Consider the following 16016-nt stretch of genomic DNA (forward strand, 5'->3'; position numbering starts at 1 on the left):
AAGGAGACCTTGCGGACGGTGAAGGTCTCGCGGATGCCGCCGCCCTGGCGGCGGATCACGACGCCCTGGAACACCTGGACGCGCTCGCGCGAGCCCTCGATGACGCGGACGTGAACCTTCAGCGTGTCACCGGCGCGGAACGCCGGGATGTCAGAGCGCAGCGACTGGGCGTCGAGAGCGTCCAGGATGTTCATCGGTGGTCCTCACGTGTGTCTTGAACTCCCCAGAGCATGTTCCATGGCTGTGCACGACATGATGGGGGTCGGCTTGGAGCGCACGCCGGTACGACGATCGGCTGCGGCAACTGTTCCAGTGTGCCAGACCAGGCACTCCGGAACGAAATCGGGCTACTCGCCGTCTTCGCGCAGGCGGGCGAGCAACGCCCTGTCGTGCTTGTCGAACGCGTCGTCCGGCACCGCTTCCAGCAGGTCGGGACGCCGTTCGAAGGTGCGGGCGAGTGACTGGTCACGCCGCCAGCGGTGGATCAGCCGGTGGTTGCCCGACCGCAGCACGTCCGGCACGGCGAGCTCGCGCCACACCTCCGGCCGCGTGTAGCTCGGGCCTTCGAGCAGGCCGTCCTGGAACGAGTCCTCCGCGTGCGACTTCGGATTGCCGAGCACGCCGGGCAGCAGCCGGGCGACCGCTTCCACGATCGCGAGCACGGCCACCTCACCGCCGACCAGCACGTAGTCGCCGATGGACACCTCGTCGACGCGCACACGCCGGCGGGCGTCGTCGACGACGCGCTGGTCGATGCCCTCGTAGCGGCCGCACGCGAACACGAGGTGCGACTCGGTCGCGTACTCGTGCGCGAGCGCTTGCGTGAACGGGCGACCGGCCGGCGTCGGCACGACGAGGCGCGTGGCGTCCGTGCACACGTCGTCGAGCGCGGGACCCCAGATGTCGGCCTTCATGACCATGCCGGGACCGCCCCCGTACGGGCTGTCGTCCACCGCCTTGTGCACGTCCTGGGTCCAGTCGCGCAGGTCGTGCACGCCGACGCTGATCAGGCCCCTGTCGATCGCCTTCCCCAGCAGCGCGGCGCGCAGCGGCGCCAGGTACTCGGGGAAGATCGTGACGACGTCAATCCGCATCGAGCAGGCCCTCTGGCGGGTCGATCACGACGCGGCCGCCGCGGACGTCCACGGTGGGCACGATCTCGCGCACGAACGGGATCAGCGCCTCGCCCTTGTCGCGGATGACCACGAGCAGCTCGCCGCCCGGTCCGTGGAGGACCTCCTTGACGGTGCCGATCTTCGTGCCGTCGACGAGTTCGGCCGCGAGCCCTTCGAGCTCGTGGTCGTAGAACTCGTCGGGGTCGCCGGTCGGCGGCAGGTCGTCGGTGCTGCCCAGCAGCAACGTGCCGCGCAACGCCTCCGCGACGTCGCGGGTGACGACTTCCTCGAAACGCACGAGCAGCCGCCCGGCATGAGGCCGGGCGGCTGACACGGTGAGGCTTCGGGACGTGCCGTCACGCAGCTTCGCCTGGAGCGTGGCTCCGAGCTTGAACCGCAGTTCGGGTGAATCGGTGCGCACGTCAACGGCGAGTTCGCCGGTGATCCCGTGCGCCTTGGCCACACGGCCGACAACGACGTCCATTTGCCCTTGAAGTTCGTTCAGCGGTCGGTGTCGACGACGTCGACCCGCACACCACGACCGCCGATGCCGGCCATCACGGTGCGCAGAGCCGTCGCGGTGCGACCGCCACGACCGATCACCTTGCCGAGGTCGTCCGGGTGGACGTGGACCTCGAGGGTGCGGCCGCGGCGGGTCGTGACGAGGTTCACCCGGACGTCGTCCGGGTGGTCGACGATGCCGCGAACGAGGTGTTCGAGGGCGTCAGCCAACAAACTCACGCCTCGTCCTTGGTCGCCTCGGCCTCAGCCTTGGGGGCGTCGTCCTTCTTGGCGGCCTTCTTCTTCGGCGTGGTGGCCTCGGTCATGGGCTCCTCGTTCGCGGCGGCCAGGGCGGCGGCGAACAGGTCGGCCTTGGAGGGCTTCGGCTCCTTGACCTTCAGCGTGCCCTCGGCGCCCGGCAGGCCCTTGAACTTCTGCCAGTCACCGGTGATCTCCAGCAGGCGCTGGACCGACTCGGTCGGCTGCGCGCCGACACCCAGCCAGTACTGCGCGCGCTCGGAGTCGACCGCGATGAACGACGGCTCTTCCTTGGGGTGGTACTTGCCGATCGTCTCGATGGCCTTGCCGTCGCGACGGGTGCGCGCGTCGGCGACCACGATGCGGTAGTACGGCTGGCGGATCTTGCCGAGACGCTGAAGCTTGATCTTGACGGCCATTGGCCTGGTACTCCTCGAGAGCTCTGTGTCGGTGGTTCGCACGGTCGTGGCCCGGGCAGAGGGGCCGACCACGACGGACAGCGGGCAATTGTGCCAGATGGAGGCCGGTGGATCCGAATCGGGGCTAGGCGAACGGCGTCACGTCGCCCAGCGCTTCCCTCACGGCACGCGCGTGTTCGACGGCACCGGGCGTGTCGCCGTGGACGCACAACGACTCGGCGTTCGTCCTGATCACCGTGCCGTCGACCGCGACCAGCTCGCCGTCCAGGAGCCGTTTCGCCCGTTCGACGATCTGCGCGGTGTCGGTCAGCAGCGCGTCCGGCCGGCTGCGAGGCACGAGGGTCCCCTCGGGCGTGTACCCGCGGTCGGCGAACGCCTCCTGCACGGGCCGGAGGCCTGCCTTCTCCGCCTTGGCGAGCAACTGCGACCCCGGCAGGCCGAGGATCGGCAGGTCCTTGAACGCCTTGGCGCCGTTGACCACGGCTTCGGCCTGCTTCTCGTGGTGCACCGTCGCGTTGTAGAGCGCGCCGTGCGGCTTCACGTAGACGACCTCGGTACCGGCTGCTCGCGCACACGCGTCGAGGGCGCCGATCTGGTAGAGCACCTCGTCGGCCAGTTCGACGGGGTCGGCGTCGATGAAGCGGCGCCCGAACCCGGCGAGGTCGCGGTAGGAGACCTGGGCGCCGATCCTGACGCCGTTGCGCGCGGCCTCCTGGCACACCTTGCGCATGGTGGACGGGTCGCCGGCGTGGAAGCCGCACGCGACGTTCGCGCTGGTGATCACGTCCAGCAGCGCGGTGTCGTCGCCGAGCCGCCAGATGCCGAAGCCCTCGCCGAGGTCGCTGTTCAGGTCCATCACATGACTCCGGCGGAGACGAGCAGGAGGGTGAGTCCCGGCAGGAAGTTGTTCATCACGTGCGCCACGATGCTCGCCCCGAGCCGGCGGGTGATCAGCCGGGCGATGCCGATCGGGATGGCGATCACGAGCAGCAACGACGTCCGCAGCGGTTCGAAGTGGCCGATCGCGAAGATCACGGTCGTGAGCCCGAACGCGGCCCAGCGGCTCCAGCCCTGGCGTTCGACGGCGCCCCACAGCAGGCCGCGGTAGATGATCTCCTCGCACACCGGCCCGATGAGGCTGACGTAGAGGAACATCGTGATCGCGGCGGCGATCGGCAGGTTCGCGCCGCTCAGCAGGTCGCCGACGGCGCTGGTGGCGTTCTGCTCGCCGACGATCTTCGCCCAGAGCGTGGCGGCGGAGTAGGTGAGGACGAGCCCGAGGATGCCGAGCTTGAGGCCGGTGGCCACGTCCTCCTTGGTCATGCTGAACCGGAGGTCGATCCGGGGCCCGTTGCCGCGCACGTACGTGATGACGATGGCGGCGCCGGCCGCGAGGACCGTGGGCACGATCGACCCGATGATGACCAGCGGCACCGAGTCGTAGAGGTTCACCCCGAACTGCTTGGCCACGGCCGTGATGAACACGGCACTGAGGATGAAGATGGCCTCCACCAGGAGGAACGCGCCGAAACCCCAGCGCTGGCCGACCCGTTCGGGTTCCGGGTTGCGGCTGATGTCCCGCACGCTCTCGACGAAGCTCCGCTTGGGCTTCAGGGACTCCGGCTCACTCACGCTCTGCAATCTAGTCACGCCCCGGCTGTCTGCCGGTGAACTGACGGCCGCGCCACCCTCATGATCAGCTCACCTCGCGATCGACGGCTTGGGGAGCACCGTTCGGTGTCGGTGCCCCGCGACGCGCTTGGAGTGGGGACCACGATCCCCCCAGGGGACGCTGCCGTCCCCGATTCCGAGGCTACTTTGCGGCACCGGCGGAACCGGGCCAAGCACCTGGCCAAAAGATGGTCAGATCGGGTTCGCGCGGCTGTCCCGTCTCCTCTGGACGGATCGGCACGAGCGCCGCCGTTGAACCTCGTGGCCGCTAGCGTGGCCTCATGGGGCCCGACTGGTACTGCGACGAGGTCATCCCCGGTCACGTGGCGGTGGAGGTGCTCGCCAGGACCGCGAACACGCTGGCGTTCCGGCCGCCGGTCCCCGGTTTCGGGACCGACCACGTGATCGTGGTCCCGACTCGGCACGTGTCGTCGCTCCTGGACCTGGACGACGAACTCGCCCTCGAGCTCCTGGGAACCGTCAGGGAGATCGCGGCGTGGGCCGTCGACCGGCACGGCGGCTGCCAGGTGCTCACCACGCTCGGCGACGAGCAGCACAACCGCCACCTGCACTGGCACGTCGCGGTCGGCGAGGGAGTCGCCCGGTTCGTGGCGCGGTGACCGTCACCGGCGCAGCGTCGTCTCCTGGTCCATGTGCGACAGCTTCGCCGGGTTGCGCACCGCGTACAGACCGGAGATCAGCCCGCCCTCCACCCGCAGCGCCACGACGGTGTCCAGCTCGCCGCCGAACCGGAACACCAGCGCCGGGTAGCCGTTGACCTGCGCGGGTTCCATCGTCCAGCCGACCACCCTGGTCAGGCCGCCGACCAGCATGCGCGCCACCTTCGAGGCGCCGACGACGGGTCGCGGCACGGCCTGCTTCACGCCGCCGCCGTCGCCGAGGAACACGACGTCCGGGGCCAGCAGGTCCAGCAACGCCTGGAGGTCGCCGGTCTCGGTGGCGCGCTGGAACGCGGCGAGGGCGGTGCGGGACTCCGCCTGGGTCACCACCTCGCGCGGGCGGCGGGACGCCACGTGCGAGCGGGCGCGGTGTGCGATCTGGCGGACGGCCGCCGGGGTCTTGTCGACGGCCGCGGCGATCTCGTCGTAGTCCAGGTCGAACACCTCGCGCAGCACGAAGACGGCTCGTTCGGTCGGGGTGAGGGTTTCCAGGACCAGCATCACCGCCATCGAGACGCTGTCGGCCAGTTCGACGTCCTCGGCGACGTCCGGGGCGGTCAGCAGGGGTTCGGGGAGCCAGGAGCCGACGTAGGACTCCTTGCGGCGGCCCAGGGTGCGCAGGCGGCCGAGGGACTGGCGGGTGACGATCCGGACCAGGTAGGCGCGGTGGTTCTCGACGGTGCCGTGGTCGACGCCCGCCCAGCGCAGCCACGTCTCCTGCAGCACGTCCTCGGCGTCGGCGGCGGAGCCGAGCATCTCGTAGGCGATCGTGAAGAGCAGGTTGCGGTGGCTGACGAACGAGTCGGTCGCGGCGTCCATGGACACAAGACACCAGCCGGCGCCCGCCTGTGACAGTGGCCCGGATCACAGTCACACGGGACGGGGGTCCGGCATCTCGTGGTCGTCCAGCAAGGCCACCGAGGGAGGACCCCGTGGAACAGCGCATCAACCTCTTCGCCACCGAGACCGGCGCGAAGCTCGCGAAGCGGTTCGCAGGCCTCAACACCGTCCTGCACCAGTCGCCGTTGCCGAAGACCGTGATCGAGCTGGTCAGCCTGCGGGCGAGCCAGCTCAACGGGTGCGGCTTCTGCCTCGACATGCACGTCAAGGAGGCCGTCGCGAACGGCGAGGACCCGCTGCGGCTGCACCTGGTCGCCGGGTGGCGCGAGACCACGGTGTTCACCGACGCCGAACGGGCCGCGCTCGCGCTCACCGAGGAGGGCACGCACCTGACACCCGCCGGCGCGAGCGACAACACCTGGGCGGCCGTGCGCGAGCACTTCGACGACGAGGAGGTCGCCGCGCTGGTCTGCCTGATCGGACTGATCAACGCGGCCAACCGGATGGGCGTGATCACCCGGCAGAAGGGCGGCTCGTACGAGGTAGGCGCACTGGCCGCCCTGCACGGCTAGTGGATGCGGCCCCTGAGCATGATCATGCGCGGTGATCGCAGGACCTCGAGGTCCTCGCGGGGGTCGGAGTCGTAGACCACGACGTCCGCGGCCGCGCCCTCGGTCAGCGAGGGGAAGCCGAGCCACGAACGGGCGTTCCACGACGCGGCTCCGATGGCGTCCGAGGTGCTCATGCCCACGCGGTGCAGCGCGACGACCTCGTCGACGATGCGGCCGTGCGCGATGCCACCGCCCGCGTCGGTGCCCGCGTAGACCGGCACGCCGGCCTCGATCGCGGACGCCACCGTCGTGGACACGCGGGCGTGCAGGTCGCGCATGTGGTTCGCGTACACCGGGTACTTGCCGGCCTTCTCGGCGATGCCGGGGAACGTCTCGATGTTGATCAGCGTCGGCACCAGCGCGGTGCCGTGCTGCGCCATCAGCGAGATCGTGTCGTCGGTCAGGCCGGTGCCGTGCTCGATGCAGTCGATGCCCGCGCCGATGAGGCCGGGCAATGCGTCCTCGCCGAAGACGTGGGCCGTCACGCGGGCACCGGCGTCGTGGGCGACCTTGACCGCCCGCGCCAGCTCGTCGTCCGTCCACAGCGGAGCCAGGTCGCCCTGGCCGCGGTCGATCCAGTCGCCGACGAGCTTCACCCAGCCGTCGCCGTGCGCGACCTGCTCGGCGACCGCCGTGGCCAGGTCGGACTCGATCTCCACGCCGATGTGCGGGATGTAGCGCTTGGGCTTGGCGATGTGGCGGCCCGCGCGGATGATCCGCGGCAGGTCCAGGCGCTCCTGCAACGGCGTGGTGTCGATCGGCGAGCCGCAGTCGCGGATCAGCAACGTGCCCGCGGCGCGGTCGGTCAGCGCCTGCTCCACGGCCTCGGGCAGCTCCACGCCGCCCTGCGGGCCCAGGCCGACGTGGCAGTGCGCGTCGACCAGGCCGGGGACGAGGAACCCGCCGTCGACCACGGTCCGCGCACCCGGCACCGGCCGGGTGCGCACGCGGCCGTTGACGACCCACAGGTCTCGCGGCTCGCCGTCCGGGAGGACGACGCCGCGCAGGTGCATGGTCACTTCTTCTTGTCGTCCCCGTCGAACTTGAACTTCGACGGGTCGAAGCCGGGCGGGAGCTCGTTCATGCCGCCGCCGAGCTTCGACAGGTCGGGCATCCCGCCGCCGGGCATGCCGGGAAAGCCACCGGGCAGGCCGCCCGGCATCATCCCGGGGAAGCCGCCCTTGACCTTCGGCGGCGTCGGGCCTCGTCCGCCCTTGCCCTTCTTCCCCTTCTTGCCCTTGCGGGTCTTGCTGGGGCCGTAGCCGCCCATCCGGCCGGCCATCGACGCCATCATCTTGCGGGCCTCGAAGAAGCGGTTGACCAGGTCGTTGACGTCGCTGACCTTCACGCCGGAGCCGTTCGCGATGCGCAGCCGGCGGGACGCGTTGATCATCTTCGGGTCGTCGCGCTCGGCGGGGGTCATGCCGCGGATGATCGCCTGGATGCGGTCGAGGTGCTTCTCGTCCAGCATCGCGAGCTGGTCCTTCATCTGACCGGCGCCGGGCAGCATGCCGAGCAGGTTCGCGATGGGGCCCATCTTGCGGATGGCGAGCATCTGCTCCAGGAAGTCCTCGAGCGTGAGCTGGCCGGTGTGCAGCTTCGCCGCGGCCTTCTCGGCCTGCTCCTGGTCGAAGTGCTGCTCGGCCTGCTCGATCAGCGTGAGGACGTCACCCATGCCGAGGATGCGCGAGGCCATCCGGTCGGGGTGGAAGACGTCGAAGTCCTCGAGCTTCTCGCCGTTGGACGCGAAGAGGATCGGCTGGCCGGTGATCTCGCGGACCGACAGCGCGGCACCACCGCGGGCGTCGCCGTCGAGCTTGGTGAGCACGACACCGGTGAAGCCGACGCCGTCGCGGAACGCCGTGGCCGTGTTGACCGCGTCCTGACCGACCATGGCGTCGACGACGAACAGGACCTCGTCCGGGTTCACCGCCGCCCGGATGTCGACGGCCTGCTGCATCATCTCCTCGTCGACGCCGAGCCGGCCGGCCGTGTCGACGAGGACGATGTCGTGCTGCTTCGCCTTGGCCTCGGCGATGCCGCGGCGCGAGACGTCGACGGGGTTGCCCACGCCGTTGCCGGGCTCGGGAGCGAACACGGGCACGCCCGCGCGCTCACCGACGACCTGGAGCTGCGTGACGGCGTTCGGGCGCTGCAGGTCGGCGGCGACGAGCAGCGGCGTGTGCCCCTGGCCCTTCAGCCACTTCGCGAGCTTGCCGGCGAGCGTCGTCTTACCGGCACCCTGCAGACCCGCCAGCATGATCACCGAAGGCGGGTTCTTGGCGAGGTTGAGCCGCCGCGTCTCGCCGCCGAGGACGTTGACGAGCTCCTCGTTGACGATCTTCACGACCTGCTGCGCCGGGTTCAGCGCCTGGTGGACCTCCGCGCCCTTGGCGCGTTCCTTCACCTTGGCGATGAAGCCGCGCACAACGGGCAGCGCGACGTCGGCCTCGAGCAGCGCGACCCTGATCTCGCGCGCGGTGGCGTCGATGTCGGCGTCGCTGAGCTTGCCCTTGCCGCGAAGGCCCTGGAGGACCGTGGTCAGCCGGTCGGAAAGCGTGGAGAACACGTCGTCCAGACTAGCCAACCTCGCGTTCACCCGATCCCGTGGCTCGCCAGGGCTTCGAGGAGGACCGGTTCACGGCGTCCGACCGGAGCAGTGGTGATGCGCGCGAACGTCATCCCCGCCTGGACCGCGGCCCCGTCCGACGCGGGGTCGTCACCGACGTAGAGGCACTCCGACGGCTCCAGGTCCAGCCGCACGCACGCCGCCTCGAAGGCCCGCGGGGACGGCTTCGAGAAGCCGATCTCGTAGGACAGCGCGAACGCGTCCACGGACAGCGACTCGCGCGTGAAGACGGACCGGATGTCCCACGAGATGTTGCTGAGCACCCCGACCTTCAGCGGCCGCACGACGGACAGGGCCTGCGCCGTGTCCGGGTACGGAAGCCAGAACGCCGGGTCGTGCAGGCGCTGGAAGACGTCGTCGGTCATCGGGAGGCCCGCCAGCCGGAACAGAGTCCAGTAGGCGGAGCGGTTCGCCAGCGCTGTCAGGTCGCGTGCGGCCCACACGGCTCGTTCGGCGGCGTTCATCCGTGCGATGTAGGGCGCCGGTGCGCGCAGCACCGCGAGGTGGTCCGGTGACAGCCATCGGTAGGTGGGACGCCCGAACAGGGTGCCTGCGAAGTCGAAGACGACAGCCTTGATCACGACACCATGATGCGCAGACCACCCGACGTTCCCGCACGGGTGAGCAGCGTCACGCCGGAGAAGCCGAAGGGCACCCACCCCGCCTCGAACCGGGAACGCATCGACGAACCGCGGCGGACGTGTCGCTCGAACGCGTGCGTGCGCACGACCCGGCGACGGGCGATCTGGCCGTCGAGGGCCTGGGCCGCCGAGGCGTCCAGCCACAGGAAGTGGCGGGAGCGCCCCGCCAGCAGACCGGCGAGGACCAGCATGAACCTCGTGCCGGGCCGGGTGGACGGCTCGTGCACGACCAGCAGGCCGCGGCGGAACAGCGCCGCCCAGAACACGCGCATCCGGTGCGTGAGGTGCACGAACACGCGCCAGTACTTGTAGGGGAGCGGCACGCGCGGCTCCAGCCACGAGCGCACCTGGTCGGAGTCGAGGACGGTGACCGGCTCGTCCGCGTCCAGGCGGGTGAGCAGCGTCGTCTTGCCCGCGCCGGGGATCCCGGCGAGGACGACGAGCGAGCGCGGCCGCACCCGGACGGTGGCGATCTGCGTGTTCAGCACGGCGGTCATGTCCTAGAAGACGTCTTGACCTTCCCTCTCGTTCAGTGTGACGCGAAATCAGACAAAATGCACAGGTTTCCAGCGGCAGACGACGGCGCAGCGGCCAGCGGTGCCGACGACCCAACCGGCGGCGAGCAGGGCGGGCGGTGAGGAACGCGGCGGCGGTGCGAGTGCTCGGTGCCTCCCCCGGCGCCGTCACCCGTCACCACCGCCTCTGCCCGTCCGGGAAGTGGTCCACCCCTCGAGGACGCTTCCCGGACACCACGAAGACTGCCGCGTTCCGCGTCCGTCCAGGAGCGTGAGCACCCGGAGAGGTTGTGCGTAGTGCTACTCAACCTCTACCTGGCCGCGGCGAGCACCGCCCGTTCGATCCGCTTCCGGTCGAGGTCGGTGCACGTGATGCTGAACGAGTCGACGACCGTGGCGCCCAATGTCGACACACGCGCCCACTGCACGTCCACGCCGCACTGTTCCAACGCGACGGCCACGTGGTGCAGCAGCCCGATCCGGTCGGCGGCCCGCAGTTCCAGCACCACCGCGCCGGTCGCCTCGTCGTCGAACCACAGCACCCGAGCGGGCGGCGGGTCGAGCGGCGGGCCGCCGTAGTCGCGTTCCTTCGCGGCGAGCTTGTCCGCCAGCGGCAACGAGCCCTCGATCGCCCTGGCCAGCTGTTCGCGCAGCAGTGTCGCGTCCGGCAGCGACCCGAACCGCGGCGACACCGTGAACGCGTCCACGGTCGCACCGCCGTGCGAGCGCAACGTCGCCGCATGCACCTCCAGCGAGTTCAGCGCCAGCACGCCGGCGGCCTTGGACAGGACTCCGGGGCGGTCCGGCGCGAGCACCGTGACGACCGCCGCGTGGTCCTGCTTCTCCAGCAGCACCTCCGGTTTTCCGGACGCCGCGACGCGTTCCGCCATCTCGGCGTGCGCGGGGTCGAGCGGTTCCGGCTTGGGCAGCGCCTCCCCCGCCATCGCCTTGCGGCAGCGGTTGACCAGGTCGGTCATCAGCGCGGCCTTCCAGTCCGTCCACACGCCGGGCCCCGTTGCGAGCGAGTCGGCCTCGGCCAGCGCGTGGAGCAGCTCGAGCAGCACCGCGTCGCCGCCGAGCGTCTCGACCACCCGGTGCACGGTCGCCTCGTCCTCGACGTCGCGCCGGGTCGCGGTGTGCGGCAGCAGCAGGTGGTGGCGCACCATCATCGACAACGTCTCGACGTCCTGCGGCCACAACCCGATCCGCTCGCCGATCTGCGTCGCCAGCGCGGCGCCGACCTCGGAGTGGTCCTGCTGCCGGCCCTTGCCGATGTCGTGGACCAAAGCGCCCAGCAGCAACAGGTCCGGCCGCGACACCGTGGTCGCGAGACGGGCCGCGTGCGCGACCGTCTGCACCAGGTGCCGGTCGACCGTCCACACGTGCGCGGCGTCGCGCGGCGGCAGGTCCCGCACCGCGCCCCACTCGGGGAACAGCCGGCCCCACAGGTCCGTGCGGTCCAACGCCTCGACGACGTCCACGAGCCCGCTGCCGCTGCCCAGCAACGCCAGCAGCTCCTCGCGGGCCTCGCGCGGCCACGGCTGGCGCAGCTCCGGAGCCGAGTCCGCGAGCCGTGACAACGTTCCCGTGGCGATCGGGTGCTTGCTGCGTGCAGCCGCCGTCGCGACACGCAACAACAACGCCGGATCACGGCTGGGAATCGCGTCACGGGCGAGGGAAACCTCAGACCCGTGCAGCACAACGCCTTCGTCCAACGGACGACGCTGCGGCTGTCCTCTCAGGAACGCTCCGAGGCCACGCTTCGGTGCCGCCGCACGAGCCGTGCGCATCCCGACGTCGAACGCGTACACGACCGTGCGGGCGGCGGAGGAAAGCGAACGGGCCAAAGCGAACCGGTCGGCCAGACCGAGCGCGGACGCCACCTCGTCGCCGTCCTGGGCCCGCAGCACGTCACGCGGTTTCCGCGCCACGCGGCGGAGCTCGGTGCGCACGTCCAGGAGGAACTTGCGGGCCTCCGCGACGTCGGCGGACGGCCGGTCGACCACCTGCGCGACGGACAGCGCGTCCAGGATCGTGATGTCCCGCAACCCACCCCGACCGTGCTTGAGGTCGGGTTCGACGCGGTGCGCGATCTCGCCGCTGCGCGCCCAGCGCTTCTGCGACGACTCGGCGATCTCGTCCAGCCGGTTGCGCACGTTGCCGCGCCACGCCTGCCGCGCGCCGTCGGCGAGCTTCTGCGCCACCTCGGGGTCGCCGGCGACGTGCCGGATGTCCAGCAGCCCCAGCGCCGTCCGCAGGTCACCGGCGGCGACCCGCAGCGCCTCCCCGACCGTGCGGACGGAGTGGTCGAGGCCGATGCCGGAGTTCCACAGCGGGTACCAGAGCTTCTCGGCCACGGCGTCGACGTTCTTGACGCCGTTGTGCACCAGGACGAGGTCGAGGTCGGAGTAGGGCACGAGCTCCCGCCGCCCCAGCCCGCCGACCGCCACGAGCGCGACACCCGGTCCGGATGCCCCCGCTCCCCCCGCGTGTTTGGTCAACCAGAACTCGTGCAGGTCCACGAGTGCCTCGCGAAGTGGTTCGGCGGCCAAGCGACGACGACCTGGCGCGAGCAGCCGTTCGCGCGCTCGCACCAGGTCGTCAGCCGTGACGACGGCCGTTTCGTTGTTCTCCACGGACCGTCTCCTTCAGTTGTTACAGAGCATCCGTTCCACGTTCGCCCGTGCGCACGCGCACGACCGTGTCGACCGGAGTGACCCAGACCTTCCCGTCACCGATCTTGCCGGTGCGGGCGGCCTCGACGACCGCCTCCAGCACCTTCTCGATGGCGGTGTCGTCGACGACGACCTCGATCTTGATCTTGGGGACGAAGTCCACCGAGTACTCGGCGCCCCGGTAGACCTCGGTGTGGCCCTTCTGGCGGCCGTAGCCCTGGACCTCGCTGACGGTCATGCCCAGCACCCCGAGCTGTTCGAGGGCGCCCTTCACGTCGTCGAGCGTGAACGGCTTGATGATCGCGGTGACCAGCTTCATGACTTGTTGCTCCCCTCGAGGACCGCGGTCGCACCCGCGGCCACGCTCGGCTTGCCGACACCACGAGCACCGGTGAGGCTGCCGTACTCGTAGGCGCGCTCAGCGTGCTCAGCTTCGTCGATGCTGGCGACCTCCGCCTCCTCGGTGGCGCGGAAGCCGACGGTGAACTTCACCAGGTAACCCAGGGCCAGGCTCAGCACGAACGAGTAGCCGAGCACCGCGAACGCGCCGACGGCCTGGCGCCACAGCTGGTCGAAGCCGCCGCCGTAGAAGAGGCCGTTGACCTTGGCGGGCGCCGCCTCGCTGGCGAAGAAGCCGATCAGGATCGTGCCGGACAGACCACCGACGAGGTGCACCCCGACGACGTCGAGCGAGTCGTCGAAGCCGAAGCGGTACTTGAGCGACACGGCCAGGGCGCAGAGGACACCGGTGATCGCGCCGACGGCGATGGCACCGACCGGGGTGACCGACGAGCAGGCGGGCGTGATGGCGACCAGACCGGCGATGACACCCGACGCGGCGCCGAGCGTGGTGGCCTTGCCGTCGCGGATGCGTTCCGTCAGCAGCCAGCCGAGCATCGCGGCGCAGGTGGCGACGGTCGTGTTGATGAACGTGACGCCCGCGGTGCCGTTGGCGCCGAGAGCGGAACCGGCGTTGAACCCGAACCAGCCGAACCACAGCAGACCGGCGCCGAGCACGACCAGCGGCAGGCTGTGCGGCTTCATCGGCTCCTTCGGCCAGCCGACGCGCTTGCCGAGCACCAGCGCGAGCGCGAGACCCGCCGCACCGGCGTTGATGTGGACGGCGGTACCACCGGCGAAGTCGATCGCGAGGAGCTTGTTCGCGATCCAGCCGCCGGGGTCGGTGACGTTGCCGGCCTCGTCCTTGCCGTCGAAGTCGAACACCCAGTGCGCGACCGGGAAGTAGACGATCGTGGCCCACAGGCCGGCGAACAGCAGCCACGGGCCGAAGCGGGCGCGGTCGGCGATGGCGCCGGAGATCAGCGCGACCGTGATGATCGCGAACATCGCCTGGAACGCCACGAACACCGTGCTCGGGATCTTGCCGAACAACGAGTCGGCGCCCAGCAGCCCGTCGAGGCCGAAGAACTCGAACGGCTTGCCCAGCAGGCCCGCGCCGACGTCCCCGCCGAATGCCATCGAGTACCCGAACAGCACCCAGAGGACACCGACCACGGCCATGGCGCCCAGGCTCATCATCATCATGTTGAGCACGCTCTTCGAACGGACCATGCCCCCGTAGAAGAAGGCGAGGCCCGGCGTCATCAGCAGCACCAAGGCGGCGCTGGTGAGCACCCAGGCGGTGTCCCCTGTATCCACTTCGACCTCCACTGCACGTCGGTTGCAGGGAGCATCGATACGTCCTGTTTCGCGGACCCGCGCTGAACGTTTCGCGGAGGTGAACTGTCGACCTGGACGTGTTACGTCCGCGTTTCCCGGGGTTCACGGTCTCGGTTCGGACACTTCACAGCTTCGGTGAGGTGACGAGGAGTGACCCCGGGCCTCACTCGTCCGCGTGACGCGAACGCACCGCGTCCCCCGGTGCGGTCACCGGGGGACGCGGTTCGTGAGGTGGTCGTCAGCGGAGCGAGAACGGGCCCGCGGGCACCTTCGGCTTCGCGGACATGATCGTCTGAGCCGGCGGCTCGACGGCGGCGCACGTGGTGCCGTTGCGCGGCAGCTTGAGCGACACGAGGTAGTCGTTGTTGATCTTCAACGTGCACTCGCTGCGGTCGTAGACGCCGTGGCCCCAGCCCTCGTAGGTCACGAAGACGGTGGTGTCACGGGTCTGCCGGTGCGCGTTGACGGCCCACTCGTAGGCGGTCGCCGGGTCGTGCTTGGCGTTGGTGAGCAGGATCTTCGGCGCGTCCTCGATCTTCAGCGTGCGCTGCGGGTTCGTGGCCTTCGGGAACCCGACGCAGCCCATCATCGCGCCGTGGCCGAGCGACGAGCCGCGGGTGTTCGGGGCGATCCGGAACTCCGACCTCGTCAGCGACTGGTACTCGCCCCACGAGCTGACGCGCAGGTTGTAGTCGTTGCAGAAGATGCCGGGGAACGGGTTGTCGAACGTCTCCTCGGCCGCGAACGACGAGAAGGCGGACTTCGGCGCCTGCAGGCCGTCGATGATCTGCTTGACCTGGTCGGCGAACGGCTTCCAGTCGGGGCCGTAGGCCATGCTCGTCACCCCGCCGCCGAGGTCCTCCGGCGTCAGCTTGACCTCCGGGTCCCACGGAGCCGGGACCTCACCGCGCTCGGCGCGCGCCAGCAGGTCCTTCCAGATCTTGCGGAGGTCCTGGCCGTGGAACGGCGACGACGCGTCGCGGTCGTTCCACTTGACCCACTCGGTGAACGAGTCCTCCGCCGTGCGCGCCTCGGAGTCGAGGAACTGCTTGGTGCCGAGGCTGTGGTCCATGTTCGAGTCGATGATCATGGCGCGGATGTTCTTGCCGAACCGCTCCGCGTAGTGCTGGCCCATGATCGTGCCGTACGAGATGCCGTAGTAGTTGATCTTCTTCTCGCCGAGGGCCCTGCGGATGGAGTCGATGTCCTGCGCCACCTCCGCGGTCGAGGCGTGGTCGAAGATCGGGCCGGACTGCGTGCGGCAGTCCTGGCGCAGCTCCTTGTTGAACACGACCAGCGCGTCGAACTCGGCCTTGGTCTTCGGGTAGCTCGACGGCTGCTTCTGCAGCAGCTCCGCCGAGCACTTGATCGGCTGGCTGCGCGCGACACCGCGCGGGTCGAAGCCGATGACGTCGAACTTGTCGACGATCTCCTTGCTGAAGTAGCGGTCGGCGCCGAACGAGAAGTTCACGCCGGAGCCGCCCGGCCCACCGGGGTTGATCACCATCGCGCCGATGCGCTGCGACGGGTCGTTCGCCTTGCGGCGCGACACGGCCAGCTGGAACTTCTCGCCGGCCGGCTTGGCGTAGTCGATCGGCAGCGTCAGGAAGCCGCAGTCGATCGTCGGCACTTCCTCACACGGCTTCCAGTCGACCGCGCCGACGGTGAACTCCGGCTGCCCCTGCCCCTGCGGAGCCGCGAAGGCGACCTGGCCCGCACCCAGTACCAATGCAGAACTCGCGATCGCGGCGCCGAAGACGCGCACCATCGGTTGCATGGAT

The 16016-nt window shown here is 70.0% G+C and carries 18 protein-coding genes; 2 read left to right on the forward strand and 16 right to left on the reverse strand.

Annotation, left to right across the window (positions count from 1 at the left end):
- The 7 genes from VF330_RS13935 to VF330_RS13965 form a co-directional block, all read right to left on the reverse strand.
- A partial coding sequence (locus VF330_RS13935; protein WP_330851991.1) for a 50S ribosomal protein L19 occupies window positions 1-194 on the reverse strand: 194 nt, incomplete at its 3' end.
- Between the two features lie 153 nt (window positions 195-347).
- On the reverse strand, window positions 348-1094 hold the full coding sequence (trmD, locus tag VF330_RS13940) for a tRNA (guanosine(37)-N1)-methyltransferase TrmD (protein WP_330851992.1): 747 nt from the start codon (window positions 1092-1094) through the stop codon (window positions 348-350).
- Window positions 1084-1599: a ribosome maturation factor RimM gene (gene rimM, locus VF330_RS13945; RefSeq protein WP_330851993.1), complete on the reverse strand. Its 516-nt coding sequence runs from the start codon at window positions 1597-1599 to the stop codon at window positions 1084-1086. Before rimM ends, trmD begins: the two co-directional genes overlap by 11 nt.
- A 17-nt stretch (window positions 1600-1616) precedes the next feature.
- Window positions 1617-1856, reverse strand: coding sequence for an RNA-binding protein (locus VF330_RS13950; protein WP_030468017.1), 240 nt, complete (start codon window positions 1854-1856; stop codon window positions 1617-1619).
- Complete coding sequence (gene rpsP, locus VF330_RS13955; RefSeq protein WP_330851994.1) at window positions 1853-2293, reverse strand: 30S ribosomal protein S16; 441 nt, start codon at window positions 2291-2293, stop codon at window positions 1853-1855. The genes VF330_RS13950 and rpsP overlap by 4 nt, the downstream gene beginning before the upstream one ends.
- 124 nt (window positions 2294-2417) lie before the next feature.
- On the reverse strand, window positions 2418-3149 hold the full coding sequence (locus VF330_RS13960) for a 5-oxoprolinase subunit PxpA (protein ID WP_330851995.1): 732 nt from the start codon (window positions 3147-3149) through the stop codon (window positions 2418-2420).
- A complete protein-coding gene (locus VF330_RS13965) occupies window positions 3149-3925 on the reverse strand; it encodes a type II CAAX endopeptidase family protein (RefSeq protein WP_330851996.1) in 777 nt (258 codons plus the stop codon). The genes VF330_RS13960 and VF330_RS13965 overlap by 1 nt, the downstream gene beginning before the upstream one ends.
- A 320-nt stretch (window positions 3926-4245) precedes the next feature.
- Here VF330_RS13965 and VF330_RS13970 point away from each other — a divergent pair, with 320 nt between their 5' ends.
- Window positions 4246-4584, forward strand: coding sequence for an HIT domain-containing protein (locus VF330_RS13970; RefSeq protein ID WP_330851997.1), 339 nt, complete (start codon window positions 4246-4248; stop codon window positions 4582-4584).
- Window positions 4585-4587: 3 nt separating this feature from the next.
- Here VF330_RS13970 and VF330_RS13975 read toward each other — a convergent pair whose 3' ends face one another.
- Window positions 4588-5463 (reverse strand): RNA polymerase sigma-70 factor, encoded by an 876-nt coding sequence (locus tag VF330_RS13975; protein ID WP_330851998.1) that lies wholly within the window; start codon window positions 5461-5463, stop codon window positions 4588-4590.
- A 113-nt stretch (window positions 5464-5576) separates the two neighbouring features.
- Between VF330_RS13975 and VF330_RS13980 the strand changes: the two genes are divergently transcribed.
- Window positions 5577-6056 (forward strand): carboxymuconolactone decarboxylase family protein, encoded by a 480-nt coding sequence (locus VF330_RS13980; RefSeq protein WP_330851999.1) that lies wholly within the window; start codon window positions 5577-5579, stop codon window positions 6054-6056.
- On the opposite strand, the gene VF330_RS13985 is transcribed toward VF330_RS13980, so the two are convergent.
- The 8 genes from VF330_RS13985 to VF330_RS14020 form a co-directional block, all read right to left on the reverse strand.
- On the reverse strand, window positions 6053-7108 hold the full coding sequence (locus tag VF330_RS13985) for an amidohydrolase family protein (protein WP_330852019.1): 1056 nt from the start codon (window positions 7106-7108) through the stop codon (window positions 6053-6055). The two genes, VF330_RS13980 and VF330_RS13985, sit on opposite strands and share 4 nt — an antisense overlap.
- Window positions 7109-7110: 2 nt before the next feature.
- The gene (gene ffh, locus VF330_RS13990) at window positions 7111-8664 is read right to left on the reverse strand and encodes a signal recognition particle protein (protein WP_330852000.1); all 1554 of its coding nucleotides are present in this window, start codon (window positions 8662-8664) and stop codon (window positions 7111-7113) included.
- A 26-nt stretch (window positions 8665-8690) separates the two neighbouring features.
- The gene (locus VF330_RS13995; protein WP_330852001.1) at window positions 8691-9305 is read right to left on the reverse strand and encodes an HAD family hydrolase; all 615 of its coding nucleotides are present in this window, start codon (window positions 9303-9305) and stop codon (window positions 8691-8693) included.
- Window positions 9302-9862, reverse strand: a complete 561-nt coding sequence (locus tag VF330_RS14000; protein WP_330852002.1) for an AAA family ATPase — start codon at window positions 9860-9862, stop codon at window positions 9302-9304. Before VF330_RS14000 ends, VF330_RS13995 begins: the two co-directional genes overlap by 4 nt.
- Before the next feature lie 329 nt (window positions 9863-10191).
- Window positions 10192-12516, reverse strand: a complete 2325-nt coding sequence (locus VF330_RS14005; protein ID WP_330852003.1) for a [protein-PII] uridylyltransferase — start codon at window positions 12514-12516, stop codon at window positions 10192-10194.
- 19 nt (window positions 12517-12535) lie between these two features.
- Complete coding sequence (locus VF330_RS14010) at window positions 12536-12874, reverse strand: P-II family nitrogen regulator (RefSeq protein ID WP_330852004.1); 339 nt, start codon at window positions 12872-12874, stop codon at window positions 12536-12538.
- Entirely contained in the window at window positions 12871-14214 is a 1344-nt protein-coding gene (locus VF330_RS14015; protein ID WP_330852005.1) for an ammonium transporter, read from the reverse strand. The genes VF330_RS14010 and VF330_RS14015 overlap by 4 nt, the downstream gene beginning before the upstream one ends.
- Window positions 14215-14473: 259 nt before the next feature.
- Window positions 14474-16012, reverse strand: coding sequence for an alpha/beta hydrolase (locus VF330_RS14020; protein WP_330852006.1), 1539 nt, complete (start codon window positions 16010-16012; stop codon window positions 14474-14476).
- Between the last annotated feature and the right edge of the window lie 4 nt (window positions 16013-16016).

The sequence above is a fragment of the Lentzea sp. genome (genome assembly GCF_036380075.1).
Lineage (GTDB): Bacteria > Actinomycetota > Actinomycetes > Mycobacteriales > Pseudonocardiaceae > Lentzea.

Bases quoted from the DNA above. Each gene is read 5' to 3' on its own strand.
- trmD (WP_330851992.1), bottom strand. From the start codon at position 1,094: ATGCGGATTGACGTCGTCACGATCTTCCCCGAGTACCTGGCGCCGCTG.
- rimM (WP_330851993.1), bottom strand. From the start codon at position 1,599: ATGGACGTCGTTGTCGGCCGTGTGGCCAAGGCGCACGGGATCACCGGC.
- rpsP (WP_330851994.1), bottom strand. From the start codon at position 2,293: ATGGCCGTCAAGATCAAGCTTCAGCGTCTCGGCAAGATCCGCCAGCCG.
- VF330_RS13960 (WP_330851995.1), bottom strand. From the start codon at position 3,149: ATGGACCTGAACAGCGACCTCGGCGAGGGCTTCGGCATCTGGCGGCTC.
- VF330_RS13970 (WP_330851997.1), top strand. From the start codon at position 4,246: ATGGGGCCCGACTGGTACTGCGACGAGGTCATCCCCGGTCACGTGGCG.
- VF330_RS13975 (WP_330851998.1), bottom strand. From the start codon at position 5,463: ATGGACGCCGCGACCGACTCGTTCGTCAGCCACCGCAACCTGCTCTTC.
- VF330_RS13985 (WP_330852019.1), bottom strand. From the start codon at position 7,108: ATGCACCTGCGCGGCGTCGTCCTCCCGGACGGCGAGCCGCGAGACCTG.
- VF330_RS14000 (WP_330852002.1), bottom strand. From the start codon at position 9,862: ATGACCGCCGTGCTGAACACGCAGATCGCCACCGTCCGGGTGCGGCCG.
- VF330_RS14010 (WP_330852004.1), bottom strand. From the start codon at position 12,874: ATGAAGCTGGTCACCGCGATCATCAAGCCGTTCACGCTCGACGACGTG.
- VF330_RS14020 (WP_330852006.1), bottom strand. From the start codon at position 16,012: ATGCAACCGATGGTGCGCGTCTTCGGCGCCGCGATCGCGAGTTCTGCA.